The sequence below is a fragment of the Mesorhizobium sp. WSM4820 genome, from assembly GCF_055811075.1.
On the sequence record NZ_JBVVQN010000024.1, the window covers coordinates 80,981 to 106,090 of the forward strand.

A 25,110-nucleotide genomic window follows, 5' to 3' on the forward strand; every position below is an offset into this window, starting at 1 on the left:
AACAACCCCCCCCCCCCCCTTTTGGGGGGGGCTTAAACCCATTTTTGGGGGGGGGGCGGTTTTTTTTTTGTGGTCCCCCCCGCACTTTTTTTTGGGGGGGGGGGGCCCCCCCCCCCCCCCCGGAGAGGGGGCTGCGCCGTCAGAACTGAAAAGCTCAGTCCCTTCACCGCCGCCCGAACAGTCGCTCAATGTCGGCGAGCCTGAGCTCGATATAGGTCGGGCGGCCGTGGTTGCAGGTGCCGGACCCGGGCGTCGCCTCCATCTGGCGCAGCAGTGCGTTCATCTCTTCCGGCTTGAGCAGGCGGCCGGAACGCACCGAGCCGTGGCAGGCCATGGTCGCGGCTATCCTGTCCAGCCGCTCTTTCAGCGTGTCGACGGTGTCGTTGTCGGCGATCTCGTCGGCAAGGTCGCGCACCAGCTGCTGGACATTGGTTTCGCCGAGCATCGACGGCGTCTCGCGCACCGCAACCGCACCCGGGCCGAAGCGTTCGACGGCGAGGCCGAAGCGGGCCAGTGTTTCGGAATGCAAGGCGAGCCGCTCTGCATCCTCTTCCGGCAGATCGACGATCTCGGGCAAAAGCAGCATCTGCGACGGCACGGCGCGTGAATGCAATGCGTCCTTCAGCGCCTCGTAGACCAGCCGCTCATGCGCCGCATGCTGGTCGACGATGACAAGCGAATCCCTGGTCTGCGCGACGATATAATTCTCGTGCACTTGCGCCCGTGCGGCGCCCAGCGCCATGCCGAGCAGGGTCTCCGCCGCTTCGTTCTGTCCGGCGCGCGCGTCGGCGCTGTGCAGCGAACCGGCATCGAACGCCGCCTGATCGTTTTCGCCGAAGCCGCCATTGGCAAATCCTGCATCCAGCGGCCGTTGCGGCGAGCGGGAAGGATCGAAACCGGCGAAGCCGGAGGCCCGGTAGGCGGCTTCGTAGCTGCGATGGCCGTTGGCCGGCCCGGCATGCGCATAGGACGCCGCGCCCGGCCGGAATGCCGCTATCATGCCGGCCGCTCCTGATGTGGCGGCACGGATGCCGGCAGTGGCCAGCGCCTCGCGAATGGCGCCGACGATCAGCCCGCGCACCAGCCCCGGATCGCGAAAGCGGACGTCGGCCTTGGCCGGGTGGACATTGACGTCGACGATGGCCGGATTGAGCGTCAGGAACAGCACCGTCACCGCATGGCGGTCGCGCGGCAGCACGTCGGCGAAGGCGCCGCGGATGGCGCCGGCAATCAGCTTGTCGCGCACCGGCCGGCCGTTGACATAGGCGTATTGCTGCAGCGCGTTGGCGCGGCTGAAGGATGGTAACGAAACGTGGCCGGCAAGATGCACACCGTCGCGCATGGCGTCGATGGCGATCGCGTTGGCCGGAAAGTCAGCGCCCATCACTTGCGCGACGCGGCGCAGCCGGCCTTCCGCGCTGTCGTCGGTCGCCGGCAGTTCCAGCGTCGAGCGGTCGGAACCGGCCAGCGTGAAGCGCACGGCCGGGAAAGCGATCGCGATACGCTTGATCACGTCGCTGGTCGCCGAGCTTTCGGCGCGCTCGCCCTTCATGAATTTGAGCCGCGCCGGCGTGGCGAAGAACAGGTCGCGCACCTCGACCGTGGTGCCGCGATTGGCGGCCGCCGGCTTGACGGCGGACACGCGCCCGCCCTCGGTACCGATCTCGGCGGCGCTGTCGCCGTTGGCGGTGCGCGAGCGGATCGACAGCCGCGCCACCGAGCCGATCGACGGCAGCGCTTCGCCGCGAAAGCCGAGCGAGCGGATGTCGTGAATGTCATCGGCGAGCTTCGAGGTGCAATGGCGTGCGATCGCCAGCGGCAGTTCCTTTTCCGGGATGCCCGAGCCGTCGTCGGTGACGCGGATCAGGTTCAGCCCACCGCCGGCGGTGACGATCTCTATTCTCCCAGCGCCGGCATCGAGTGCGTTCTCGACCAGTTCCTTGACCACGCTTGCCGGACGCTCGATGACTTCGCCGGCGGCGATCTGGTTGATCATCGTTTCGGAAAGCTGGCGAATGGGCATGGGGGTACTATACGCGGATTCGTCGCCCAAGCGGGAGGGGCGAATTCAGGAATCCGCGCCGCTCACCGTGCTCCTGCATTTCACGTCATCAGCCTGGGCAGTGCCGCTGCCAGCGCGTCGACGGCAAGGCGGACCTTCAGCGGCAAGTGAGGCGTCTGCAGCCAGAGCCCATAGGCGTCGTAAAGAAATTCCGGCTGTTCCGGCAACAGCACGACAAGTGCGCCGGCCTGAATGCGCTCACGGACCAGCCAGTATGGCAGCCAGGCGAGCCCCATGCCGGCTGCCGCAGCATCGGCGATCGCAGCGAGGTCGTCGAGCCGCAGCCGGCTGACCGGCATGACCTCCAGCGCACGCTGGCCATCACGCGGAAACAGCCACGGTTGAACGACACGGCCCGAACGGCGGTAGATGATGGTCTGGTGGCTGCCGAGATCCTCTACCCGCCGTGGCTGCCCGTGCATCTCGAGATAGGATGGCGACGCGCAGACGACCATGCGCTGGCGCGCGACGCGACGCGCCATCACGCCGGCCTGGTCCTCTAGATTGCCGGTCCGGATGGCAAGATCGCAGCCATCCTCTGCAAGATCGGCGATGGGATCGCTGAAAGACAGGTCGAGTTCCAGAGCGGGATATCGCTGCGCAAGCTCCAGCAGGATCGGGGCAACGCAGCGCCGGCCGAAGTGTACGGGCATGATGACGCGCAGCTTTCCGCGTGGTTCGGAAAGTTGATCGGCCGCCAGTGCATCCGCAGCTTCGGCTTCAGCGAGTACCATCCGGCAGCGCTCATAGTAGGCGCGCCCGAAGTCGGTCAGGCTCTGGCGGCGTGTGGTCCGGTTGATGAGGCGCACGCCCAGACGCTCCTCGAGAAACCGGACATGCTTGCCGACCATCGGTCCGGACAGATCGAGAGCGGCAGCAGTCGCCGCGAACGAGCCAAGATCGACGGTTTTGACGAACACGGCCATGCTCGTAAGGCGATCCATATTCAAAACTCCCAGTTTCTACTGTCTTGCCCAAGCAAGCATTTATCTGCCGGGTGGCCGATGGCATAGCGTATTCGGTTCAAATATTTTGGAGTTATGGCCGCATGGCACGTGTTGTTCGCTTTCATGAGCATGGTGGTCCCGAGGTTCTGCGCATCGAGAATCTCGATATTCCAGCGCTCGGTCGGGGCGAGATTCAGATCCGGGTCAAGGCATTGGGTCTCAACCGGGCCGAGGCGCTGCTGCGTTCGGGCACTTATATCCAGACGCCGCCGTTGCCTTCCGGTCTTGGCCTTGAGGCAGCGGGTGTCGTCGAAGCGGTCGGCGAAGCCGTGCACGGTTTTGCGCCAGGTGACGCCGTCAGCGTCGTGCCGCCATTATCGATGGCCCGCTGGCCCGCCTATGGTGAGATTGCCACATATCCCGCCCATCTCGTGGCCAAGCACCCGCCATCGCTTACCTGGGAAGAGGCGGCAGCCGTCTGGATGCAATATCTCACCGCCTATGGCGCACTGATCGACATTGCCAAGCTCAGCAGAGACGACGTCGTCGTCATTACGGCGGCATCGAGCAGTGTCGGACTTGCCGCGATCCAGATTGCCAACATCGTTGGTGCGACCGCGATCGCGGTGACGCGGACATCTGCCAAGAGAGAGGCCCTGCTCAAGTTCGGGGCGGCCCATGTCGTCGCTTCAGCGGACGAAGATATGGAAGCCCGGCTGAAGGAAATCGCCAGTCCGGACAACATCCGAGTGGTTTTCGACGCAGTCGGCGGCCCGATTTTCGAACCTCTGACGGCGGCGATGGCACGGGGTGGCATTCTCATCGAATATGGCGGCTTGAGCCCCGAGCCGACGCCGTTCCCGCTGTTCGATGTGCTGGCCAAGACGCTGACGCTGCGCGGCTATCTCGTCCACGAGATCACTGGCGATCCGGTGAAGTTGGAAGCTGCCAAGGCGTTCATCCTCGACGGATTGATGTCGGGTTCGCTAAAGCCGGTAATCGCCAAAACCTTTTCATTCGAGCAGATCGTCGAAGCGCATCGCTTTCTCGAGTCGAACGAGCAATTCGGCAAGATCGTCGTGACGGTTGATTGAGCATTAATGGGAGCCTCACGCCTGCGCCGCCAGCCAGTCCCGCACCTTGCGGGCATTGTCGCTGAGGTCGCGGGTTCTCGACCAGATGACATGAAAGCCCTTGCCGGTCGTCATCGTGTGGCCGGTCGCACGCACCAGCAGACCCGACGCCAGCAGGCGCTCGGCGAGGTGGCCCCAGCCGAGCGCAATGCCCTGGCCTTCCATGACCGCCTGGATCACCAGCGCATAATCGTTGATGCGCAAACCGCGCCCGGCATCGGTGATGGTGACCCCGGCCGACTGGAACCACTCGTCCCAACTCGCGGCTTCGCGAAACGGCTCTTCGAGATGGATGAGCCGGTGCGATGGCAGATCCTCGACGCTCTCCGGCAGTCCGAACCGCGCCACATAGCTCGCGCCGGCAACCGGGAATATTTCCTCATCGGCGAGCGGCAGCGAATGATAGTCCGGCCATTCCCGGGGTTCGCCGCCGCGAACGCCGAGCGGGATGTCTTCGGCGATGATGTCGAGATCGCGGTCGGCGGTCTGGATGCGCAGGTCGATGCCCGGCAGTTCGTCGCGAAACTGCTGCAGGCGCGGCATCATCCAGAACGAGGCGAAGGCGGTCGAGGCAGCGAGCGTGACATGGCCGCCGGTCGCCTGTAGGCGCAGATCCTCCGCCGACTTGCGGATGTGCGACAGGCCGAGCGAGACGTCGGCGTGGAAACGCTCGCCGGCTTCGGTAAGGCTGACCTGACGATGGCGGCGCTGGAAGAGTTTCGCGCCGAGCTGCTCTTCAAGCCCGCGGATCGCATACGACACGGCAGCCTGCGTCATGCCGAGCTCCCGCCCGGCGGCGGTAAAACTCGACAGCCGGCCGGCGGCTTCGAAAACGATCAGGCTGCCGGCGGACGGCAGCAGGTGGCGCAGGCTTCGCATAAGCTGAACTTATACAAGAGATCAGGATTTTCCAGCGTCACAGCTGTATTTTGTCTCGCTAAGTTGACTGGCTCTGGGAGGATAGAGTTGCCATGAACGCACCGGCCGCCGAAGTCACCGAACACGCCAGCCGCCGAGGTGGCGGCCGCCTGGGCCGCAAGGCGCTGCGGGGAACTCCGATGGCGTCGTTTCCGACGCTGGTTCGCAACATACCCACATACCAAATGGTCCCGGACGAGGCTGTCGAGCTGATCCACCAGGAGTCGCTGTCGATCCTCGAAGAGGTTGGTTGCGAGTTCCGCGACGACGAGGCCATAGCACTGTGGCAGGCCGCCGGAGCCGATGTCTCTGAGACGCGCGTCCGCATTGACCGCGCGCTCTTGATGGAGCTGGTCTCGAAAGTCCCGCCGGAGTTCACGCTCAATGCGCGCAACCCCGAGCGCTCGGTCCGCGTCGGCGGCAAGAATTCCATCTTCGTGCCAATGTACGGCGCGCCTTACGTACGCGACCTCGACAACGTCAGGCGCTATGGCACGCTCGCCGACCTCAACAATTTCCACAAGCTCGCCTATACGGCGCCAGCGCTGCATTCGTCGAGCTCGATCATCTGCGAGCCGATGGAAATTGCGGTGCCGAAGCGGCACCTCCACATCATTCATTCGGCGCTGAAGCATTCCGACAAGCCGTTCATGGGCATCGTGACATCAAAAGATCGCGCCGAAGACACGATGGCGATGGCGGGCATCGTGTTCGGCGAGGATTTTGTCCGCGACAACCCGGTGTTGGTCGCGATCACCAATTGCAACTCGCCACTGGTATGGGACGCCACCATGCTGGACGCGATGAAGGTCTATGCGCGTCACAACCAGCCGTTGATCCTGGCGCCGTTCGCGCTGTGCGGCGCCTCGACTTCGGCCTCGGCGGTGGGAGCGGTGGCGCAGGTCAATGCCGAAGCGCTGGCGGGCGTCGCCTTCACGCAGCTGCTGCGTCCGGGTTCACCGCAGATCTACGGACAATTCATGGTCACGGTCGACATGAAGACCGGCGCGCCGATGGGTGGCACGCCCGAGGCCGCCCAGATGATGTATTTGATGGGAGCACTGGCGCGGAAATACCGGCTGCCATGGCGCACGTCGGGCTTCCATGTCGGGTCGAAACTCAACGACGCCCAGGCAGGCTACGAGGCGAACATGCTGATGCATGCCGCCATCCTTGCCGGCGCCAACTACATCTGGCACTCCGCCGGATGGCTCGAGGCCGGCCTGACCTGCGGCTATTCAAAATTCGCGACCGACTGCGAACAGCTTGTCGGCTGGTACAAATATGCCGGCGGCCTGCCGTTCGACGATTTCAAGGAAGCGATGGCGGCGATCCGCGAGGTCGGGCCGCAGGGCCATTTTCTCGGCACCCAGCACACGCTCGAGCATTTCCAGTCCGCTTTCTTCATGCCCAGCATCATGGACTTCAATTCCTACGAACAGTGGAAGGCTGAAGGGGCAAAGGACCACGACACGCGCGGCCGCGAGAAAGCGCGTAGTATGCTCGCCGATTATGAGGAGCCGAAGCTCGATGACGGCATCGCCGATGGTCTCAAAGATTTGATCGCGCTGCGCGAGGAGAAGCTGCCGGACAGCGTTAGTTAATCCACGGGCGAAGACCCAAAGGCAACCATAAGGGAGGAAATAATGGCACTCTTCAGAAACAACGGTGATCGTGTCCCCAGCGTTATCGAAGCGATGGCTGAAGAAGCCCGCTCGGGCCGGATGGACCGGCGCGAGTTTCTGGCGCTGGCAAGCGCGTTCGGGGCATCGACTGCCCTTGCCTACGCTATGATCGGTCTTGCGGTGCCGGGACGGGCTTTGGCCGAAGAGCCCAAGAAAGGCGGAACGCTGCGCGTATCGATGTCGGTGAAGGCGCAGAAGGATCCGCGTACTTACGACTGGGTGGAGCTTGCGAACATTTCGCGCTGCTGGCTCGAGCCGCTTGTCCGCTACACCCGCGAATTCACTTTCGAGCCGGTCCTGCTCGAGAGCTGGGACGTCAACGATGACGCCACCGAATACGTGCTGCATCTGCGCAAGGGCATCACCTGGAACAATGGCGACGCCTTCAACGCCGACGACGTGGTCTACAATCTGACGCGCTGGTGCGAGAAGGATGCCGCCGGCAATTCGATGGCCGCCCGCGTCGGTGCGCTGATCGACGCCAAGACCGGCAAGGCCAGGGACGGGGCGATCACCAAGGTCGACGACAACACGGTCAAGCTGAAGCTGAACGAACCTGATATCTCGCTGATCCCGAACTTCACCGACTATCCAGCGCTCGTCGTCCACCGCAAATTCGATACCGATGGCGCCGATCCGCTCGCCAAGCCGATCGGCACCGGGCCTTTCGAGCTTGTGTCTTATTCGGTCGGCCAGAACGCGGTCGTCAAGCGTCGCGAGAATGGCAAATGGTGGGGCGGTGAAGCGCCGCTCGACAGCGTCGAATTCATCGACTACGGCACCGACTTCAACGCCTCGGTGAATGCATTCGAATCCGAGGAAATCGACGTCAATTTCGAGACGCCCGCCGACTTCATCGACATCCTCGACCAGATGGATCTGGTGAAATCGGAGGTCGCGACAGCAACCACGCTCGTTGCCCGCACCAACATCACGCACAAGCCTTATGATGACCAGCGGGTACGCAACGCCCTGCAGATGGCCGTCGACAACAATGCGGTGCTCGAACTTGGCTACGCCGGGCGCGGCACCCCAGGTGAAAACCACCATGTCAGCCCGATCCATCCGGAATATTTTCCGCTGCCCAAGAAGACACGCGATGCGGCCGGCGCCAAGAAGCTGATGGCCGAGGCCGGACAGGCCGATTTCGAGCATGAACTGATCACCGTCGAGGACGATTGGCAAAAGAACACCGGCGACGCGATTGCCGGCCAGCTGCGCGATGCCGGGATCAAGGTGAAGCGCACGGTGCTGCCGGGGTCGACCTTCTGGAACGACTGGACGAAATACCCCTATTCCATGACCATCTGGTATATGCGCCCACTCGGCGTTCAGGTGTTGGCGCTCGGCTATCGCACCGGCGAGGCCTGGAATGAAACGGCGTATTCGAATCCTGATTTCGACGCCAAGCTCAAGCAGGCCCTCTCACTCATCGACGTGGAGAAGCGCCGCGAGGTCATGAAGGACGTCGAGCAGATCCTGCAGGATTCGGGCGTCATCATTCAGCCGTTCTGGCAGAAGCTGTACAGCCACATGAACAAGAAGGTGAAGAACTACGCGGTCCACCAGACTTTCGAGATGGATCTTCAGAACGTCTGGCTGGACGCCTGAGTTACCTCCCAAGGCTGGCAATGACCCGCCGGCACCCGTTGCAGAAAACAGGTGCCGGCGGACCGCAAGCCATTGAAATCAGTGAGTGCGTCAAACATGTCCGACGACGAGATCATCCTTTCCGAGCTTTCCGACGACGAACTCGTGCAGCAGATGCACGACGACCTTTATGACGGGCTGAAGGAAGAGATCGAGGAAGGCACCAACATCCTTCTCGAGCGCGGCTGGGCGCCTTACAAGGTGCTGACCGAGGCGCTGGTCGAAGGCATGCGCATCGTCGGCGAGGATTTTCGCGACGGCATCCTGTTCGTGCCGGAAGTGCTGTTGTCGGCCAACGCGATGAAGGCGGGCATGTTCATCCTGCGTCCGCTGCTTGTCGCCACCGGCGCGCCGAAGCAGGGCAAGATGGTGATCGGCACCGTCAAGGGCGACATCCACGACATCGGCAAGAACCTTGTCGGCATGATGATGGAGGGCGCCGGCTTCGACGTCATCGACCTCGGCATCAACAATGCGGTGGAAAAATACCTCGACGCCATCGAACAGCACCAGCCTGACATCATCGGCATGTCGGCGCTGCTGACGACGACCATGCCCTACATGAAGGTCGTCATCGACACGATGAAGGAAAAGGGCATCCGCGACGACTACGTCGTGCTGGTCGGCGGTGCCCCGCTCAACGAGGAATTCGGCAAGGCCGTCGGCGCCGACGCCTATTGCCGCGACGCGGCCGTGGCAGTCGAGACCGCCAAGGATTTTATGAAGCGCAAGCACAACGTCCGCGTATCATAGCCGCAAGGCAACTTTCCGTCCTTCGTGGAAGGCGTAGGGCGCTTGGCGCGGAGCGACGGCGTCGCCGACCTCCATGAAAGGCTGGGACGTGCTTTCCAACTCTTTCGCCAGCCAATTCGCCGCCACATTGGTGGTTGCGAGAACAAGGCAATCGCCCGGCACAAAGCTCTCTTCACGGGTGTTGTGGTCAACGATGGTCACGCCGTCCCCGTGCCATTCCAGCACGCTGACATCCAACAACCATGTGACGCCAAGCTGGCGCAATGTCCGTCGAAGCGGGAAATCGGCAGCCGTTCGCTGCAGTTCCTTGCCGATCAGCGGGTCGGGTGTGAGAATGGTCACTTGATGGCCATCCTCGGCAAGTTTCCAGGCCGTGCCACAACCGCGCCAGCCTCCGCCCTCGTCGAGCAAAAGCACGCGCTTACCTGGTCGTGCATGGCGGGCCATAACGGACTCGATCGAGAAAACATTGCCCTTTTCTATGCCTGGCAGGCTCGGCATTGCCGGCAAAGCCTTCTGAAAGCCGGTTTCGGGAGACACCGACCCCGTGGCCAGGATGACGGTGTCAGCTTGGAAAGAGGCGATGTCCGGCGCCTCGACGTAGGTGTTCAGTCGTACGTCGACATTCAGTTGGCTGAGCTGGCGCTCATACCACCCAAGAAGGTCGAGGATTTGCCCGCGGCGCGGCTGAAGGCCGGCGAGCAGAAAGTTCCCGCCCAGCCTACTGGAGGCTTCAGCCAGCACCACGTCGTGACCCCGCTCGGCGGCAACCCGGGCCGTCTCGAGGCCGGCGGGACCGCCGCCGACGACAAGCACCCGTTTCTTGATGGCGGCGGACGTGAACCGGTCACCACCCCATTCAAACTCGCGCCCCGCAGAGGGATTGATAAGGCAGCTGATCCAGTAGTCGCGGGAACGACGGCCCCAGCACATCTGGTTGCAGGATATGCATCCGCGCACATCCTCGGGCCGGTCCGCCGCGGCTTTGCGTGCCAGATGCGGATCGGCGATCTGGCCCCGGACGATCGAGACCAGATCTGCAGCTTTCTCGCCGAGCACGGTTTCGGCGTTTTCAGGCGTCCTGATGTGGCTTTCGGCGACCACGAGGGCCTTCTTGACCGCGGCCTTGAGGGTCGTCGAGAGATCGGTGCCAAGCTTCTCCGGATAGAGAAACGTCGGCATTATCTTGTAGAAATCGAGGTAGCTGCCAGTGCCGCAGGTCACGTAATCGATCAGCCCCTGCTCATCGTGCAGCCGAATGATCTCCGCCAGTTCCTGGCGACTGAGCGCTACTGTGTAGTCGGGTTCGTCGCTGACCGAGAGTCCAATGATGAAATCGAGGCCGCATGTTTCGCGGATGCGGGTTAGGATTTCGCGCGAGATCCGCGTGCGGTTGTCGAGCGACCCTCCCCATTGGTCCTCGCGTCGGTTTGTCCAGGGCGTCCAGAACTGATCGACCAGTCCGAGATAGGCAGCCCAGACTTCGACGCCGTCGAAACCGGCTTCCTGGCAGCGGCGCGCCGCCTGAACGAAGCTGTCGATGGTTTCCCAAATCTCACCCTCGGACATGGCGTGGGAACCGTCGCTGTCATGATAGCTCGGCAGGCCCGAGGGCGACCAATGCGCGTGAAATGAGTTGTCCGAATCCCCGTGCGCTCCGACGTGATAGAGCTGCTGGATGGCGATCGCCCCGTGGTCCTTGATCGCGCGCGTGACCTGTTGGAAATGAGGAATGACGCTATCGTCGTCAGGTCGAAAATTGCCGCGTGTCAGGACGGCGGCCTGATGGACGGGCATGGGTTCGACAACAATCATGCCGGCCCCACCGAGCGCTCGCTCGGCATAGTAGGCAACGTGTCGTTCGGTCGGCACGCCATTTTCGGCCATGTTGGCGGTATGAGCCCCGAACACGATCCGGTTTCGGAGGGTGCGACTGCCTAGCTTTGCAGGTGAAAACAGACGCGGAAAGAGTTTTGACATAATATCACACCAGCGGTCGGAGGAAGGCCTCGGGCGGCAGTCAGGTGGCTTGTCCCATAGTCACGGATTTCTGGAGCGCCGCGGCAAGGCCGTCTGCCACGGCAGATTCAAACCCGGCTGCGCGCATCGCCTCGATCGCTGCCGCGGTGGTGCCGCGGTAGTCGAGGAAGGTCTGGACGATATCTTGGGGATTGTCTGGACGAGCCTCGAGGAGTTTTCCGGTTCCAACAAGCACCGCGCTGACGCTCCGCCGGGCAATATCTGGATCCATTCCTCGGCTGACGGCATCGTCCATCATCGCTGCCGCCAAGAGCGCCGGAAAGGCTGGACCGGATCCAGTCAGGCCCGTCAGATAATCGATATCTGCTTCGCTTTTGACTTCATCGGCAGCGCCACAGGCCTCCAGAATCCGGCGAACGACATTGCGGTCATCCGCAGTGACGCTCTGAGAGCTTATCCAGGGAGTATAGGAATTCCGCACCTCTGCCGCTGCATTCGGAAGCGTGCGGACGACGCGGTCGGTTTTAAGACGTCCCGCCAGTTGGTCGAGAGTGATCCCGGCCATAACCGACATGGCGAGCTTGCCGGACGCAGTAATGTCGATGGCAGGCCAATCCTGGGGCCGGACCGAGACGATGATGACTTCAGATCGATCCACCAGTTCCTGGTTGTCCCTGGTCCATGTAGCGTTTGGCAGAAAGTCGGGTTGCCCAGTTCGATGAGAGAGCGTGAGGTGCTCTGCGGCGACTATTTGCGCATCAATAATGGCCTCGGCGATAGCGCGTCCAAGCCAGCCACCTCCGCCGATTATTCCGATGCTCAGGGGTTCACCCGTTGAAACGCTTCCTCAGCCCGCCGAATGGCCGTGTCTGGCAAAGAACCGGTCGAGTTCGCGCTTCCGCGGGGCCTTACCTGTAAAAATCTCCACGTACCCGGGAATGCGCTTCATGCGGTCCGCGAGATCTTCGCTGGTCTGCATTGAGATGTAGCCGATCTGCACGAGGTAGATGGTGCGCGCTCGAACATCGGCTGAGCCTTCGTCGTAACCAAAGCGGACAAACATCTGGCTCAACGCATCGAGACGCGTCTGGTCGGCTTTCTGCACCTCCGCCAGGATGTCAGGGGATTGAAGCGCCCAGCTTCTGACTGCGAACTCGAACTGGGAATCGAACAAGGATTTGTCGAGCCAGCAGTCGAAAACGTTCAGCATCGCTTCGGCGACCGTCTCGGCATATGCCTCAGCCTGCTTGACGAGGTTGCCGGTGTTCTTGTCCCGCCAACGGGTCACGAGGGCAGCCAACAGTTCTTCTCTATCCTTGAAGAACCAATAGAAGCTGGTGCGCGACAGGCCCAATTTCTTGGCCAGTGGCGATATTCTCACCGTGTCGACGCCGGATTCAAGAAGCAGGTCGTAGGCGGCTTCAAGCCACCCCTCCGGCGATCCGCGCCATCCGCTATCGTTCGAAATTTGCTCCATGAGTGATCAGCCTAACAAAATATCAAAGTGAAAACCAGCAAAATGTACACATATGTCGACTCTATCGACTTCTCAGAAGCGAAACTTGACATGCATGTACATTTTCGATAGCGTTCGCACTTGCCATCTCAGCCCGGAGTCCGTCAGATGTCGAGCGATCCCCTCCTGCAGCCGTACAAACTCAAGCATTTGACCCTGCGCAATCGCATCATCGTGACCTCCCACGAGCCGGCTTATCCGGAGGACGGGATGCCGAAGGAGCGCTATCTCGCCTATACGGTTGAAAGGGCGAAGGGCGGTGTGGCGATGACGATGACAGCCGGGTCCGCTGCGGTCTCGAAGGACAGCCCCCCGGTTTTCAACAACCTGCTCGCCTACAAGGACGAGATCGTGCCGTGGATCAGGCAGATGACAGATGCGGTGCACGAAGAGGGCGCCGCCATCATGATCCAGCTAACCCATCTTGGACGGCGTACACGCTGGGACAAAGGTGACTGGCTTCCCGTTCTGGCGCCGTCCCATCATCGTGAAGCCTCCCACCGCGCGTTTCCCAAGAAAATTGAAGACTGGGATATCGAGCGCATTATCAAGGACTTTGCGGACGCCGCTGAGCGGATGAAGGCGGGCGGGATGGATGGCGTCGAGTTGGAGGCTTACGGCCACCTGCTCGACCAGTTCACGTCTCCTCTCACGAACGAACTTGACGGCCCTTATGGCGGTTCGCTTGATAACCGCATGCGCTTCTGCATGGATGTCTTGAAGGCGATCCGGTCACGGGTCGGCGAGGACTTCATCCTGGGCGTGCGATATACTGCGGATGAACGTCTCCCCGGTGGCACTGGCAAGTCCGAGGGCATGGAAATCTCCAAGCGTCTCAAGGAAAGCGGACTGATCGATTACCTCAACGTGATCCGCGGGCACATCGATACCGATGCGGGCCTGACGGACGTCATTCCAATTCAGGGAATGGCGAATGCGCCGCATCTTGATTTTGCCGGTGAGATTCGTGCCGCGACCAACTTCCCAACTTTCCACGCAGCGAAAATACCGGATGTGGCGACTGCCCGCCACGCGATCGCATCGGGCAAGGTGGACATGATCGGCATGACGCGCGCGCATATGACCGACCCCCACATCGTGCGCAAGATCATCGAAAAGCGCGAAGACGAAATCAGGCCCTGCGTGGGCGCTAACTATTGCCTTGACCGTATCTATCAGGGCGGGGCGGCATACTGCATTCACAACGCCGCGACCGGCCGTGAGCTGACCATGCCGCATATTGTCGCCAAGGCCGACAGCCGCAAGAAGATTGTCGTCGTCGGTGCAGGTCCGGCTGGCCTCGAGGCCGCCCGCGTGGCGGGTGAGCGGGGACACGAGGTCGTGGTCTTCGAGGCCGCCAGCGACCCTGGAGGGCAGATCCGGCTGACAGCGCTGAGCCCGCGCCGCAAGGAGATGATGAGCATCATCGATTGGCGCATGGCCCAGTGCGAAAAACATGGAGTGACCATCAGGTTCAATGCCTGGGCGGAAGCCGAAACCATCGAGGCGGAAAATCCGGACGTTGTCATCGTCGCAACGGGCGGGGTGGCGCACACCGACGTCCTTTCCAAGGGCAACGAGTTCGTGGTGTCGTCTTGGGACATCATCTCCGGAGACGCAAAGCCGGGAACCAATGTCCTCATCTTCGACGACGCCGGTGACCACGCGGCACTCCAGGCCGCGGAATTCCTCGCCGGCGCCGGAGCGAAGGTTGAAATCATGACACCGGACCGGTCATTCTCACCCGAGGTCATGGCTATGAACCTCGTGCCCTATATGAGGTCTCTTCAAAAACTCGATGTGACCTTCACCGTTACTTATCGGCTCGAGTCAGTTGAAAAGAATGGCAATCAGCTCATTGCAAATGTCGGCAGTGACTACGGCGGCATATCCAAACAGCGCGTCGTGGATCAGGTTGTCGTCAATCACGGCACCATTCCGCTGGACGACATCTATTTCGAACTGAAACCAAAATCGACCAATCACGGAGAGATTTCGCAAGATGAGCTCATCGCCGGGCAACCACAGTCGGTGGTGCGGAATGCGCAGGGCCAATTCCAACTCTTTCGTATCGGCGACGCCGTTTCAGCTCGCAACACCCACGCCGCGATTTACGACGCCCTGCGACTGGCGAAAGATATCTAACGTCCGGCAACGGACCATAGCGTCCGCTCACAACAAGGGCTCCGAGATGAACAGAAGTGAGGCCGTGCAATATTTTTTAGACACAGCGTTCGTGGCCTTCGACCAGTTCTCACACGACCTGCGATCGCGCAGATCGATCATCCAGCTCTTCGCGCAATCGGAGGTTCCCGGGCCTGAAAAGACTAGGGCCGGGAGCCGTTTGCCGGTCTGTTCCTATCTCGGCCCGGCGTTGGCGGAAGAGGCGATCCCGCCTACGCTCCGCAACTTGATTGAGCGCTTCAAGGCGATCGAGCCGCTGCTCGAATGGCGGCTGAAATCAAATCCCGCCCCGTCTGCCAGCAGCAATTTCCGCGACGGTCACGCCAACGCGATGATCCTTGGCCCGGGCGGCCTCGAGGACAGAAACGATCTGTGGCTCGGCGTCACCTTGATGGCTCCTCACGTCCGGTATCCCGACCACGATCATCCGCCGGAAGAAACCTACCTCGTGCTTTCGCATGGCGAATTCAAGCATGGTGACAAGGATTGGTTTTCGCCCGGCATCGGTGGATCATTCTACAATCCGCCAGGCATCAAACACGCAATGAGATCGCTGGATCGGCCGCTGTTCGCATTCTGGGCGCTGTTGGTGGATCAGACGCATCACTGAACTTACCCGAAACCCGGCTACCGGCCGAGGAAGAGCCAAGACCGCCTTGCGGGTGAAGCGCGTGACTCATCAATAGCTTCATCATCGACTTCGGTTGACCGCGGACCGTCAATGCGCTGCCGCTTTCGAAGAAGCGCCTTGATCAAAGATCGCGAATGGTTGCTATATCTCGACTTTCACACGGCCAACCGGATTAGAACAGCAAGCAAGGAAATAGCCGTCGGCAATCTCTTCGTCGGTGATGCCGCCATTGTGGACCATATGAATATTGCCTTCGGTTTTGCGAACCTTGCAGGTCCCGCATATCCCCATACTGCAACCCGATCGGATCACCAGACCCGCAGCCCGTGCCGCAGTCAGGACCGTATCGGTCTCGACGCATTTCGCCGAGACGCCGGATAGGACAAATTCGATCTCGGCCTCGTTGTTCTCGGCGGGAACGAAGTCATCCGGGACCTTCTCGGCCTCAGGAAGCGGCGCGCGGAAGCTTTCCTGATGGTAATGCGCCATGTCGAAACCGAGACCGGCCAGCGCCTCGCGCACGGCTTGCATGAAGGGCTCGGGCCCGCAGCAGAACACCTCGCGATCAAGATAATCCTGCGCCATCAGTCCGAGCATCAACTGGTTGAACATGCCTCTGTAACCGGTCCACGGCCTATATGGATCGGTCTGTTCAACCACCCATTTCAGGTCGATGCCAGTTACGCGCGACGCCATATGCTCCAGCCGTTCACGGAAGATGATCTCAGAAGGGCGGCGCGCGCAGTGGACAAAGACGATGTCCGGATCAACTCCGGAATCATACAGATGGGTGGTCATGGACATCATCGGTGTGATGCCCGAGCCGGCTGAGATGAAAAGATACTTTTCGGCTGGCTGATGCGCCATCGAGAAGGTGCCCCCCGGACCAATTGCCCGCAGGCGCATGCCCGGACGGAGGCTGTCAAACATCCACTGCGTTCCGACGGAGTCGGCCTGCGCCTTTACGGTAATGGTCAGCGAGGTCGGCCGCGACGGAGATGAGGATATCGTGTAGGTCCGGTAGACCGGACCGCCGGGAGTGGGCAGTTCCAAAGTGAGGAACTGTCCCGGATAAAAATTGAACAGCGCTCCGGACGGCGACCGGAAACAAAATGTCAGGACGTTCGGCGCCTCCGGAAGAAAGGAGGCACATTCGAGTTCTTCCGCGTCGGTCCAGAAAACCAGCCTGGGTTTTGCCACCACGTTCATTGCTTCACTCCGCGGCCAATCGCATCGAGGCCTGAGAGCGCCCAAGCCAGTTCGCATACCAATCGACGAATTGGGTCACACCGCTTTCCTGAACCGGCGAATATGGTCCGGGAACATAGGCAGGAGAGAAGATCCCTTGCTGGTTGGTCTCGACGATATCACGGTCTTCATCATTGGTAGAGATCCAGACCTCGGTCAGGCGCTTGAGGTCGTAGTCGAGCCCTTCGACGGCATCTTTGTTCACCAGCCAGGTGGTGGTGACCTCGGTCTCCGTGGCGCTGATTGGCGTGACTCGGAAGGTCAAGGAGTGATCCGGCAGGAAGTGGCTCCAGGTCGTTGGATAATGGAACATCAACAGCGAGCCTGCTTCGGGCAGAGCCACCCGGCCAAGATTCTTGTGAACGGCAGCCTTGCCGTCGAGCGTGTAGCTCACCGCCTTTTGCTGCAGCGGAATCCGCGCCAGGCGAAATTGGCCGCTGCCGCCAAGCCGGAACTGTGCCGGCGCGCCTGAGGCTTCGCAACGGTCAAAATGCGCCTGGAGGGTCGCCGAGACCGACCCGTCAGCAGAGACTCCCGCCACTTCCGGGTCGAGCGAGAAGGAGCGGCAGAGCGACGGGTGGTTGCTGCTGCAGTGGTAGCATTCGCGGTTGTTTTCCCACACAAGCTTCCAGTTGGCCTTCTCGACGATGGTCGACGTATGCGCGACCTTCGCATTGTTGAGGTCATGGACCTCTAGGTAGGGAAGGGCCAGGTCGGCAAATGGTTCGAAGTCTGGGGGCGTAGCGGACAGACAGACGTAGATCAGGCCGGCAAGATTGCGCAGATGGACCGGCTTCAGCCCGTGGTTGGACATGTCGAAGTCGGGCCCCATGTCATTTGCCCAGATGAGCTTACCGTCAAGCTCATAGGTCCACTGGTGATAGGGGCAGACGAGTTTGGCCACTTGGCCTTCGCGCGCCTTGCAAATCATCGAGCCGCGATGGCGGCAGGAATTGTGGAAGGCGCGGATTTCACCGTCGCGGGCGCGCACGATGACCACCTCATAGGCACCCACGCGCAACGTCACGTAGCTACCGGCTTTCGCAAGCTGGCATGCCGGGGCCGCGTAGAGCCATTCCTGGTAGAAGATGTGCTCGAGATCGAGCTGGTAAATCGTCGGCGACGTGTAAAAGGGCTGCTCAAGGGCATAGCCCGAGACGCGGCGCGCTAGCAATTCTTGGATCGAGGGCGAGGGGGCGTTCATGCGGAATTCCATAGATGGCGTGCACATTTGAGATGAAATTTTCTTGCCTGAAGGCCTTTTGCGCAACAGCACTAATTTTCAGAACGATTTAGTTCAGCTAATCTGTTGCACTCAGCGAGCCATCCAAAAAGCGGGTCCGAAGAAGCGTTGATGTCAAGACCGTACGATCTCTCCTCGGTGACGGCTCTCATCTGCTTCGAGGCAGCCGCCCGAAATGCGAGTTTCAAAAACGCCGCCCAGGAATTGAATGTGACGCCCGCGGCGATCAGCCACCAGATCAAGGCGCTTGAGGGTGACTTGGGATGCAACCTGTTCCTGCGCTTGAGCCGCGGCGTCGAATTGACTGAGAAAGGGGCGTTCCTGTTCGTTGCCGTGCAGCGCGGGCTTGAGACGATTTCCGACGCCGTCACTCACATGCGCGATCGCCTGGAAACCGCCGACGTGACCATCCGGACAACGACGGCCGTCAGCTCGCTATGGCTTACACCGAAGATTTCAGCCTTCTGGAAGAGCCATCCCACCATCACTGTCTCGCAGATCGTCAGCGACGTGCCCGCAACAGCGATCCGCTGTGATCTAAGTATTCATTACGGAGATGCGCAGGAAAGTCCCGAGGAGTGTCACAAACTTTTTCAAGATCGCATTGTCGCGCTTGGAACTCCAAAATTCGCCGCCGAGCACGGCATTGGCCGAGTTGAGGATCTGCTCAAGGCGCCTTTGATTCATATGAACAACGAGGAAACCGACTGGACGAACTGGCCGGAGTGGTTTCAAGCGCTTGGACACACCATCCCAAAAGGCCGCAGGTTTTCCGTGAACAACTACATGATTGCCCTCCAGGCCGCTCAGGATGATATCGGGGCGGTCTTGGGGTGGGATGGATTGGTCAAAAGCCTGATGGAACAGGGCCGGCTGGTCACACTTGTACCCGACAACATTCCCTCACCCAGGGCATTTTATCTGAAAATCCATCCCAGGGCAGGTTCGAAAGCCCGGCTTTTTGCGAGCTGGCTCGCCAAAAGCGCTTGAGCAGCTGCTCTCTTGCTCGCTGACTTTTCGGGCGGCTTCACATCACCGCGCTCGCTATGGATTCGTGGTATTGAACGGGTACCCACCACGAAAGCCTGGAGATTATCGGATGAGACTGATTGTGCTTGCCGCCGCTCTCTCGATCGCAGCGCCTGCGGCCGCCCTGGCCGGGCCGGCCTCCAATGCGGTGAAGTTCTTCTACATGCCCGAGGTCAAGTTCGAGGCCGACGCGAAATACCGCGACCGTTTCACCGAGCCGGTGACAAGGCTGTTCGACCTCAACGACCAGGCGCAGAAGAACAAGCCGGACGAGGTGCCTTGCATCGACTTCGCCCCCGGTCTCGACGCGCAGGATTTTGACGAGAAGACAGTCGCCAAGACGTTGAAGCTGTCCGAAGCAGTGGATGGCGACAGCGCCAACGTGACAGTGACGTTCAACCTTTTCCCGGAAGGCGATGAATCCAAACGCGAAATGGTCTGGTCGCTGAAGAAGGTCGACGGCCAGTGGAAGGTAGCCGACATCGCCTCGAAGACCAGCGGCTGGACGCTGAGTGCGCTCGAATGCCTGGCTGGCCAGACTCCGGAGTGATGCCATGGCCCGCGCCGTGGCCCTGGCGACTGCGTGCCTGCTGGCCGCGGGCTTGTGCAGCACTGCCGGCCAGGGCCTGTTCGGCGCGCCGCTCTCAGCAGAAGATGCACGGGCAGCTCCGCTGCGGCCGGGTTCGCCGACGGCGGTGGTGAAACCGTTTTACGAGCATGTCGGGCTCGAGCTCGATCCGGCTCAGCGCAGCCATTTCGTCGATCCCGCGAAGTCGGTGCTCGACAAAAGCGATGCGCTGCGGAAATCGGGGCAGGGCGAATGCCTCGATCCCAACATGGCGCTCGACAATGCGGCGTACGACAGGGCCGAGATCGACAACAGCATGAAGACAGTTGAAGCGGTCAAAGGCGATGAGGCCAAGGTCGTCGTCGCCTTTATCGTTGCCGGCAATCCGCACCGGCTGGAATGGAAGTTCAAAAAGGTCGACGGCGACTGGAAGATATCGGACCTTCTGTCGCTGACCGGCGAATGGGCGCTCAGCCAATATCAGTGTGAGTGAGAACGGACCGATGAGTTGATCGCCTGATGGCGATTGAAAACCAGAGTTGGCGATCCTGCTGTCCCGCCGGACATCTCGCAGCAGAATTCAGCCGCGTCCGCGATAGGGCGCAACACCGGTGTCGGGCAGCCATGCGCCTTCCGGCGGCGCGCCGGTCTGCCAGAATACGTCGATCGGAATGCCGCCGCGCGGATACCAATAGCCGCCAATCCGCAACCACAGTGGTTTGGTCGCAGCGATGATGCGGCGGCCGATCATGATGGTGCACTCTTCATGGAAGGCGCCATGGTTGCGAAACGAGGTCATGAACAGCTTCAGCGACTTCGATTCCACCAGCAGCGTGTCGGGTGCATAGTCGATGACGATGTGGGCGAAGTCCGGCTGGCCGGTGACCGGGCAGAGCGAAGTGAATTCCGGGCAGGTGAAGCGAACGATGGCTGGCGGCCCGTCGCCGCGCGAGAACGGCACGGTCTCCAGGACTGCTGCGTCAGGGTTCTTTGGCGCCTCGACGTTGGTGCCGAGCTGGGTAAGGTTTTTCGTATCGGTCATCGGCGGGTTCCTTACTGCATGTCGCCCAAAAGCCTGCCCACGGGCCCGACCCGAGGATGCGCGGACTTGGGTACGACATGCGCAAAAACAAAAATTTGCCGCTCATTAGCACAATTTGAAACAGGAAGACGATGACCACCAGCGATCCGCTTCTCCAGCCCTATCAGCTCAAACATTTGACGCTGAAGAACCGGGTCATGTCGACCAGCCACGAGCCGGCCTATTTCCGAGGACGGTATGGATCTGAAGATCACTTCGGATTTGATTTGGTGGCGCGCAGCCGAACCTCCGCACGGAGAGCCACCAGGCACGTCGGTCCGATCTGCGCGCTGCGCCGCCGGCTTGCAGCCAGACACCGTACGATCTCTTAAACCGCGATAGCGGCTGGCCGCTCAAAACATTCTGGCGGTGGCCATGCAGAGCACGGTGATGACCAGCAGCCCACCAGCGATGCGTTCGCCCCTTGTCATTTTCGCGCGCAACTGCGTTTCCGTCGCCGAGTCAGTGCCGGCAAGCCGCCTGCTGGCAGAGCCGACCAGCGCTCCCTGAACACCGGCGGCAATCAAGGCCGTCGCGATACCCAGGGCCAGAACCATTTCCATCGAACCGAAAGAGCCGCTGTGGAAGAAATACCAGAGCAGGGCGCCGGTCAGGAAAACCATGCCGGCCGCGTTCATTTGCGGCCGGAAAAACCGTTCGATCCGAATCTCCGGATCGCGGGCGACAGCGATGGTCGTTCCAGCCCAGAACACACCGGCCAATACGTGAAGGCCGAGGACGATGATGTAGACATACTGCATGACCGCGTTCCTCCTTTCCTACCGTCAACCACAAAGTTAGATATCAAATGATTAGATGTCAATGTAAAGCCAAAGGGCCAGTTCCATCGGCCTTTCCCTTACTCTAGTGTCGGATCATGACGCTTTTTGACCGCCCGCCAGTCGGGATGAATCTCGCCCGCACCGCAAAACTTGTCGCCCAGGCCTTTGACGCCACGTTGGTCGAGGCGGGCGGCACGCTGCCGGTCTGGGTCACCCTGTTGTCGATCAAGTCGCGCGAACTGGCCAACCAGCGTGAGCTCGCCGGCATGATCGGAATCCAAGGCGCGACGCTGACCCACCATCTGAACGCGATGGAGACGCAAGGTTTGCTGACCCGGCGCCGCGATCCGGAAAACCGCCGCGTCCATCAGGTCGAACTGACCGAAGCGGGAGAGGCGCTGTTCCTGAAATTGCGCACGGCAGCCATTGCCTTCGACAAGCGGCTGCGGACCGGGTTGTCGGACGACAGGCTGGCGGAGTTCGCGGAAGTCTTGGCGACGCTGCGGGCGAATGTCGATTGATCCCAACCGCCGAACGCATTGTTTCAGCGAGCCCAAGATGTAGCGGCAGCCGGCTGCGGACCGGCCGTAACCCCATCAGGCCGCCATTTCCGAAGCGGCGTGTCAGCTTGGCGCCTTACGCCAGCCTACCCTGCAGCACCGTCAGCCTGGCTCTCTTCGGCGCCCGTGCGACCAGCCATTCGCGTACCTGGTCCTGCGGCATCGGGAAGGCGATCGAGTAGCCCTGCACCTGGTCGCAGCCGATCGCCATCAGCGAATCGAGCTCAGCCTCGGTTTCGGCGCCCTCGGCGACGATCGAGATGCCAAGGCCGCGGGCGAGTTCGGTGATGGCACGCACGATCTTGGTGTTGTCGCCGTTCTCATTGATGTTCTGGACGAAGCGGCGATCGATCTTCAGCCTGTCGATCTCGTTCGGGTTGACGTGGCTGAGCGACGCGTAGCCGGTGCCGAAATCATCGAGTTCAAGATGGACGCCGGCGGCGCGGATGTGCCGCAGCTTTGCCGCGATGCCGGTCTTCTCGTCGTCGAGAATAACGGATTCGACGATCTCGAGCGACAGTTTTTGTGGCGGCAGCCCAGACTTTTCCAGCGCACCGAAGAGGAAGGCGTCGAAATCGGCCTCACGCAATTCGGAGCCGGAGACGTTGACGGCGAGCCGTCCGAAGGCAATGCCGGCACGGTTCCACTCCGCCGCCTCGCCGATTGCCTTGGCGATGACGATGCGGCCGATCGCCGGCATGAGTCCGCATTTCTCGGCGATGGGAATGAACTCGCCCGGTGCGATCATGCCGCGCTCGGCATGTCTCCAGCGAACCAGCGCCTCGATGCCGCCGATCGTGCCGTTCGACAACGAAACCTGTGGCTGGAAATAGACCTGGAACGTCTTCTCCGCGATAGCGATCCTGATGTCATGCTCGAGCCGCTTGCGGTAGTCGAGTTCATGCCGCAACGCCTCGGAGAAGAATGAGAGACTGCCGCCACCCTGCTTCTTGGCGGCGTGGAGCGCGAGGTCGGCGTGGACGAGCAGATCTTGCGCATTGTCGGCGTCGACCGGATAGACGGCGACGCCGGCGCTGGCGCCCGGAAGGATGGTCGCGCCCCGATAGACGATCGGTTCGTTGATCTGCGACAGGACGCGCCCGGCGACCGTGTTGATGTCCTCGGTGCCGCCGGCACCGTTGAGGATCATCACGAATTCGTCGCTGCCGAGACGCACGCAGAGGTCCGACGCCCGGCAGGAATCACGCATGCGCTGCGCCGTCACCACCAGCACATAGTCGCCGGCGGCGTGGCCAAGCGTGTCATTGATCTGCTTGAACCGGTCGAGGTCGAGGTGGACCGCCGCAAGCCGCTCTCGCCGGCGCTGCGCGCCTTTGATCAGCGTATCGAAATGGTCGGTCAGGAAGGTGCGGTTGTGCAGGCCGGTAAGGCCGTCATGCACGGCGATGAAGGCCATGGAATTGCGGGTATCGATCAGTTCACGCGTCTTGCGCAGGATGGTGTTCGACATCGGCCTGAAGATGAAAAGTGCCACCAGCACGATGACGCCGAGGGTGGAGTAGAACAGCGTTCGATGGAGAGCGAGAAGGCCCTCCGATCGCGCGTCGGCTTGGGCGCTGATGCGCTGGCCGAGTGCCGCATAGCCCGACAGGGCCGCATTGGCGACGGAAGCGTCGAGGTTGACGCGTTCGCCGCCACCCTTGTAGCCGCCATTGTCGGCCATGCCGAGTTGCGATTCAAACGCCGAAACCAGGCGTTCGCCGTTGGCGATAAGCCCGACCGAGAAGTAATCGAGATGAAACGGCTTGGCGAAAAGGACGTTCTCGACTGATTTTGGATCGATCCTTGCCGGTGACGCCGGGTCGGCGACCACACGCTCGAGCAGAAGGTCGTAGTTCCTCTCGAAGTCAGCCGTGGCCTGTTTGAATGCGGTGACCAGAGCCGGTTGTTGGTTGGGCGTAGCTGCTCCTGCCGCGTTGGCAAGGAAGACAATGCGTTGCGACAGCACCTTTTGCATGCCGACAATATCGAGCAGCGTGTCGTCGTGCCGATGGCCAGCCATCATCTGCTGGAGAAGGATGAAGGAGGCCATCACCATGGCTGCAATGATCAGCAGCGCCAGCCAATAGCCTGCCTTGATCAGCAGTATGAGCTTGCCCGAAATGGTTTGCATCGGTTGCTGCGACATTTTCTGGGGCGGTCCCTCTCGCCGACAGATTGTTGGGTATGAGAACCATTGGCTTGAAAGGTTAACAGCTCCGGAAGCCGACAGAGCAGCAGCGGTGGAAAGCTCGCAAAATGGTTATCGCCTTCTTTCGCGCCGCAGCTGCATTTGAACATCTGCCATTTGGCGGCATTCTGGGGCGGCATTCTGGCCACTGACCGTCGGGTCACCGAAGCCGTCGCTTTTGCGGTGGATTTTTCGCCCGCGCGGGGCGACAGTCCATTGAATCTCAACAGGGCCAGATCATGAGCGCGGCATTCCTCTCCCATATCGACAGCGAGCTTCAAGGGCTGAAATCGGCCGGCCTCTACAAATCCGAGCGGGTGATCACCTCGACGCAATCGGCTAAGATCGAGGTGGGCGGCGAGAGGGTGCTGAATTTCTGCGCCAACAATTATCTTGGCCTCGCCGATAGCGCCGACTTGCGCGATGCGGCCAAGCAGGCACTCGACCGCTATGGCTACGGCATGGCGTCGGTGCGTTTCATCTGCGGCACACAGGAAGAGCACAAGCAGCTCGAGGCGACGATTTCTGACTTCCTCGGTATGGAGGACACAATCCTCTACGGTTCCTGCTTCGATGCCAACGGCGGTCTGTTCGAGACGCTGCTTTCCGAGGAGGACGCGGTCATTTCCGACGCGCTGAACCATGCCTCGATCATCGACGGCGTGCGGCTGTCGAAGGCGAAGCGTTTCCGTTACGCCAACAACGACATGGCCGATCTGGAAGCGCGGCTGAAGGAGGCAATGGATTGCCGTTTTCGGCTGATCGCCACCGATGGTGTATTTTCCATGGACGGCATCATCGCCAATCTGAAGGGCGTCTGCGATCTCGCCGACAAGCACAATGCAATGGTGATGGTCGACGACAGCCATGCTGTCGGCTTCGTCGGCAAGAACGGGCGCGGCTCGGCCGAGCATTGCGGCGTCGAGGGCAGGGTGGACATCATCACCGG

The 25,110-nt window shown here is 61.1% G+C and carries 22 protein-coding genes; 11 read left to right on the forward strand and 11 right to left on the reverse strand.

Features of this window, described 5'->3' with window-relative positions; all coding sequences use genetic code 11:
* Window positions 1-163: 163 nt before the first annotated feature.
* Window positions 164-2,023 carry a DNA mismatch repair endonuclease MutL gene (gene mutL / locus AC0L2R_RS29200; RefSeq protein ID WP_473512995.1) on the reverse strand — a complete coding sequence of 620 codons (1,860 nt, stop codon included), beginning with the start codon at window positions 2,021-2,023 and terminating at the stop codon, window positions 164-166.
* Between the two features lie 80 nt (window positions 2,024-2,103).
* Window positions 2,104-3,006, reverse strand: a complete 903-nt coding sequence (locus AC0L2R_RS29205; RefSeq protein ID WP_473512997.1) for a LysR family transcriptional regulator — start codon at window positions 3,004-3,006, stop codon at window positions 2,104-2,106.
* 104 nt (window positions 3,007-3,110) lie between these two features.
* Between AC0L2R_RS29205 and AC0L2R_RS29210 the strand changes: the two genes are divergently transcribed.
* A complete protein-coding gene (locus AC0L2R_RS29210; protein WP_473512998.1) occupies window positions 3,111-4,103 on the forward strand; it encodes a zinc-dependent alcohol dehydrogenase family protein in 993 nt (330 codons plus the stop codon).
* 15 nt (window positions 4,104-4,118) lie between these two features.
* On the opposite strand, the gene AC0L2R_RS29215 is transcribed toward AC0L2R_RS29210, so the two are convergent.
* Complete coding sequence (locus AC0L2R_RS29215; protein WP_473513000.1) at window positions 4,119-5,021, reverse strand: LysR substrate-binding domain-containing protein; 903 nt, start codon at window positions 5,019-5,021, stop codon at window positions 4,119-4,121.
* Window positions 5,022-5,113: 92 nt separating this feature from the next.
* On the opposite strand from AC0L2R_RS29215, the gene AC0L2R_RS29220 reads away from it, so the two are divergent.
* From AC0L2R_RS29220 to AC0L2R_RS29230, 3 genes are all read left to right on the forward strand, one after another.
* Entirely contained in the window at window positions 5,114-6,664 is a 1,551-nt protein-coding gene (locus AC0L2R_RS29220) for a trimethylamine methyltransferase family protein (RefSeq protein ID WP_473513001.1), read from the forward strand.
* 42 nt (window positions 6,665-6,706) lie between these two features.
* Window positions 6,707-8,356, forward strand: coding sequence for an ABC transporter substrate-binding protein (locus AC0L2R_RS29225; protein WP_473513003.1), 1,650 nt, complete (start codon window positions 6,707-6,709; stop codon window positions 8,354-8,356).
* Window positions 8,357-8,452: 96 nt separating this feature from the next.
* Entirely contained in the window at window positions 8,453-9,148 is a 696-nt protein-coding gene (locus AC0L2R_RS29230; RefSeq protein WP_236473070.1) for a corrinoid protein, read from the forward strand.
* Here AC0L2R_RS29230 and AC0L2R_RS29235 read toward each other — a convergent pair.
* The 3 genes from AC0L2R_RS29235 to AC0L2R_RS29245 are packed head-to-tail and all read right to left on the reverse strand — an operon-like array spanning window position 9,143 to window position 12,605.
* Window positions 9,143-11,128, reverse strand: coding sequence for an oxidoreductase (locus AC0L2R_RS29235; RefSeq protein WP_473513005.1), 1,986 nt, complete (start codon window positions 11,126-11,128; stop codon window positions 9,143-9,145). The two genes, AC0L2R_RS29230 and AC0L2R_RS29235, sit on opposite strands and share 6 nt — an antisense overlap.
* Before the next feature lie 40 nt (window positions 11,129-11,168).
* Window positions 11,169-11,951, reverse strand: a complete 783-nt coding sequence (locus AC0L2R_RS29240) for a pyrroline-5-carboxylate reductase family protein (RefSeq protein ID WP_473513031.1) — start codon at window positions 11,949-11,951, stop codon at window positions 11,169-11,171.
* 24 nt (window positions 11,952-11,975) lie between these two features.
* Window positions 11,976-12,605, reverse strand: a complete 630-nt coding sequence (locus AC0L2R_RS29245) for a TetR/AcrR family transcriptional regulator (protein ID WP_027153879.1) — start codon at window positions 12,603-12,605, stop codon at window positions 11,976-11,978.
* Between the two features lie 147 nt (window positions 12,606-12,752).
* Between AC0L2R_RS29245 and AC0L2R_RS29250 the strand changes: the two genes are divergently transcribed.
* Together AC0L2R_RS29250 and AC0L2R_RS29255 are read left to right on the forward strand one after the other, a co-directional pair.
* Window positions 12,753-14,789, forward strand: coding sequence for an oxidoreductase (locus tag AC0L2R_RS29250; protein WP_473513006.1), 2,037 nt, complete (start codon window positions 12,753-12,755; stop codon window positions 14,787-14,789).
* Between the two features lie 46 nt (window positions 14,790-14,835).
* On the forward strand, window positions 14,836-15,438 hold the full coding sequence (locus AC0L2R_RS29255) for a dimethylsulfoniopropionate lyase (RefSeq protein WP_473513007.1): 603 nt from the start codon (window positions 14,836-14,838) through the stop codon (window positions 15,436-15,438).
* A 162-nt stretch (window positions 15,439-15,600) separates the two neighbouring features.
* Here AC0L2R_RS29255 and AC0L2R_RS29260 read toward each other — a convergent pair whose 3' ends face one another.
* A complete protein-coding gene (locus tag AC0L2R_RS29260; RefSeq protein WP_473513009.1) occupies window positions 15,601-16,668 on the reverse strand; it encodes an FAD-binding oxidoreductase in 1,068 nt (355 codons plus the stop codon).
* Between the two features lie 4 nt (window positions 16,669-16,672).
* Window positions 16,673-17,911, reverse strand: coding sequence for an aromatic ring-hydroxylating oxygenase subunit alpha (locus AC0L2R_RS29265; RefSeq protein ID WP_473513010.1), 1,239 nt, complete (start codon window positions 17,909-17,911; stop codon window positions 16,673-16,675).
* 150 nt (window positions 17,912-18,061) lie between these two features.
* Between AC0L2R_RS29265 and AC0L2R_RS29270 the strand changes: the two genes are divergently transcribed.
* The 3 genes from AC0L2R_RS29270 to AC0L2R_RS29280 all read left to right on the forward strand — a co-directional run bounded on the left by AC0L2R_RS29270 (window position 18,062) and on the right by AC0L2R_RS29280 (window position 20,040).
* Window positions 18,062-18,940, forward strand: coding sequence for a LysR substrate-binding domain-containing protein (locus AC0L2R_RS29270; RefSeq protein WP_473513012.1), 879 nt, complete (start codon window positions 18,062-18,064; stop codon window positions 18,938-18,940).
* Between the two features lie 109 nt (window positions 18,941-19,049).
* Window positions 19,050-19,529, forward strand: coding sequence for a DUF3828 domain-containing protein (locus tag AC0L2R_RS29275; protein ID WP_473513014.1), 480 nt, complete (start codon window positions 19,050-19,052; stop codon window positions 19,527-19,529).
* A 4-nt stretch (window positions 19,530-19,533) separates the two neighbouring features.
* Window positions 19,534-20,040, forward strand: a complete 507-nt coding sequence (locus tag AC0L2R_RS29280; protein ID WP_473513015.1) for a hypothetical protein — start codon at window positions 19,534-19,536, stop codon at window positions 20,038-20,040.
* Between the two features lie 87 nt (window positions 20,041-20,127).
* On the opposite strand, the gene queF is transcribed toward AC0L2R_RS29280, so the two are convergent.
* The gene (gene queF, locus AC0L2R_RS29285) at window positions 20,128-20,589 is read right to left on the reverse strand and encodes a preQ(1) synthase (protein WP_473513016.1); all 462 of its coding nucleotides are present in this window, start codon (window positions 20,587-20,589) and stop codon (window positions 20,128-20,130) included.
* A 392-nt stretch (window positions 20,590-20,981) separates the two neighbouring features.
* Window positions 20,982-21,389: a hypothetical protein gene (locus AC0L2R_RS29290; RefSeq protein ID WP_091600611.1), complete on the reverse strand. Its 408-nt coding sequence runs from the start codon at window positions 21,387-21,389 to the stop codon at window positions 20,982-20,984.
* A 116-nt stretch (window positions 21,390-21,505) separates the two neighbouring features.
* On the opposite strand from AC0L2R_RS29290, the gene AC0L2R_RS29295 reads away from it, so the two are divergent.
* The gene (locus tag AC0L2R_RS29295; RefSeq protein ID WP_027153887.1) at window positions 21,506-21,931 is read left to right on the forward strand and encodes a MarR family winged helix-turn-helix transcriptional regulator; all 426 of its coding nucleotides are present in this window, start codon (window positions 21,506-21,508) and stop codon (window positions 21,929-21,931) included.
* 115 nt (window positions 21,932-22,046) lie between these two features.
* Here the strand turns inward: AC0L2R_RS29295 and AC0L2R_RS29300 are convergent, their stop codons facing one another.
* Window positions 22,047-24,119 carry a putative bifunctional diguanylate cyclase/phosphodiesterase gene (locus AC0L2R_RS29300; RefSeq protein WP_473513018.1) on the reverse strand — a complete coding sequence of 691 codons (2,073 nt, stop codon included), beginning with the start codon at window positions 24,117-24,119 and terminating at the stop codon, window positions 22,047-22,049.
* Between the two features lie 281 nt (window positions 24,120-24,400).
* On the opposite strand from AC0L2R_RS29300, the gene AC0L2R_RS29305 reads away from it, so the two are divergent.
* A partial coding sequence (locus AC0L2R_RS29305; RefSeq protein WP_473513020.1) for an aminotransferase class I/II-fold pyridoxal phosphate-dependent enzyme occupies window positions 24,401-25,110 on the forward strand: 710 nt, incomplete at its 3' end.

Bases quoted from the DNA above. Each gene is read 5' to 3' on its own strand.
- AC0L2R_RS29255 (WP_473513007.1), top strand. From the start codon at position 14,836: ATGAACAGAAGTGAGGCCGTGCAATATTTTTTAGACACAGCGTTCGTG.
- AC0L2R_RS29280 (WP_473513015.1), top strand. From the start codon at position 19,534: ATGGCCCGCGCCGTGGCCCTGGCGACTGCGTGCCTGCTGGCCGCGGGC.
- AC0L2R_RS29230 (WP_236473070.1), top strand. From the start codon at position 8,453: ATGTCCGACGACGAGATCATCCTTTCCGAGCTTTCCGACGACGAACTC.
- queF (WP_473513016.1), bottom strand. From the start codon at position 20,589: ATGACCGATACGAAAAACCTTACCCAGCTCGGCACCAACGTCGAGGCG.
- AC0L2R_RS29275 (WP_473513014.1), top strand. From the start codon at position 19,050: ATGAGACTGATTGTGCTTGCCGCCGCTCTCTCGATCGCAGCGCCTGCG.
- AC0L2R_RS29250 (WP_473513006.1), top strand. From the start codon at position 12,753: ATGTCGAGCGATCCCCTCCTGCAGCCGTACAAACTCAAGCATTTGACC.
- AC0L2R_RS29235 (WP_473513005.1), bottom strand. From the start codon at position 11,128: ATGTCAAAACTCTTTCCGCGTCTGTTTTCACCTGCAAAGCTAGGCAGT.
- AC0L2R_RS29300 (WP_473513018.1), bottom strand. From the start codon at position 24,119: ATGTCGCAGCAACCGATGCAAACCATTTCGGGCAAGCTCATACTGCTG.
- AC0L2R_RS29215 (WP_473513000.1), bottom strand. From the start codon at position 5,021: ATGCGAAGCCTGCGCCACCTGCTGCCGTCCGCCGGCAGCCTGATCGTT.
- mutL (WP_473512995.1), bottom strand. From the start codon at position 2,023: ATGCCCATTCGCCAGCTTTCCGAAACGATGATCAACCAGATCGCCGCC.
- AC0L2R_RS29225 (WP_473513003.1), top strand. From the start codon at position 6,707: ATGGCACTCTTCAGAAACAACGGTGATCGTGTCCCCAGCGTTATCGAA.
- AC0L2R_RS29210 (WP_473512998.1), top strand. From the start codon at position 3,111: ATGGCACGTGTTGTTCGCTTTCATGAGCATGGTGGTCCCGAGGTTCTG.
- AC0L2R_RS29290 (WP_091600611.1), bottom strand. From the start codon at position 21,389: ATGCAGTATGTCTACATCATCGTCCTCGGCCTTCACGTATTGGCCGGT.
- AC0L2R_RS29265 (WP_473513010.1), bottom strand. From the start codon at position 17,911: ATGAACGCCCCCTCGCCCTCGATCCAAGAATTGCTAGCGCGCCGCGTC.
- AC0L2R_RS29245 (WP_027153879.1), bottom strand. From the start codon at position 12,605: ATGGAGCAAATTTCGAACGATAGCGGATGGCGCGGATCGCCGGAGGGG.
- AC0L2R_RS29295 (WP_027153887.1), top strand. From the start codon at position 21,506: ATGACGCTTTTTGACCGCCCGCCAGTCGGGATGAATCTCGCCCGCACC.
- AC0L2R_RS29270 (WP_473513012.1), top strand. From the start codon at position 18,062: ATGTCAAGACCGTACGATCTCTCCTCGGTGACGGCTCTCATCTGCTTC.
- AC0L2R_RS29205 (WP_473512997.1), bottom strand. From the start codon at position 3,006: ATGGATCGCCTTACGAGCATGGCCGTGTTCGTCAAAACCGTCGATCTT.
- AC0L2R_RS29220 (WP_473513001.1), top strand. From the start codon at position 5,114: ATGAACGCACCGGCCGCCGAAGTCACCGAACACGCCAGCCGCCGAGGT.
- AC0L2R_RS29260 (WP_473513009.1), bottom strand. From the start codon at position 16,668: ATGAACGTGGTGGCAAAACCCAGGCTGGTTTTCTGGACCGACGCGGAA.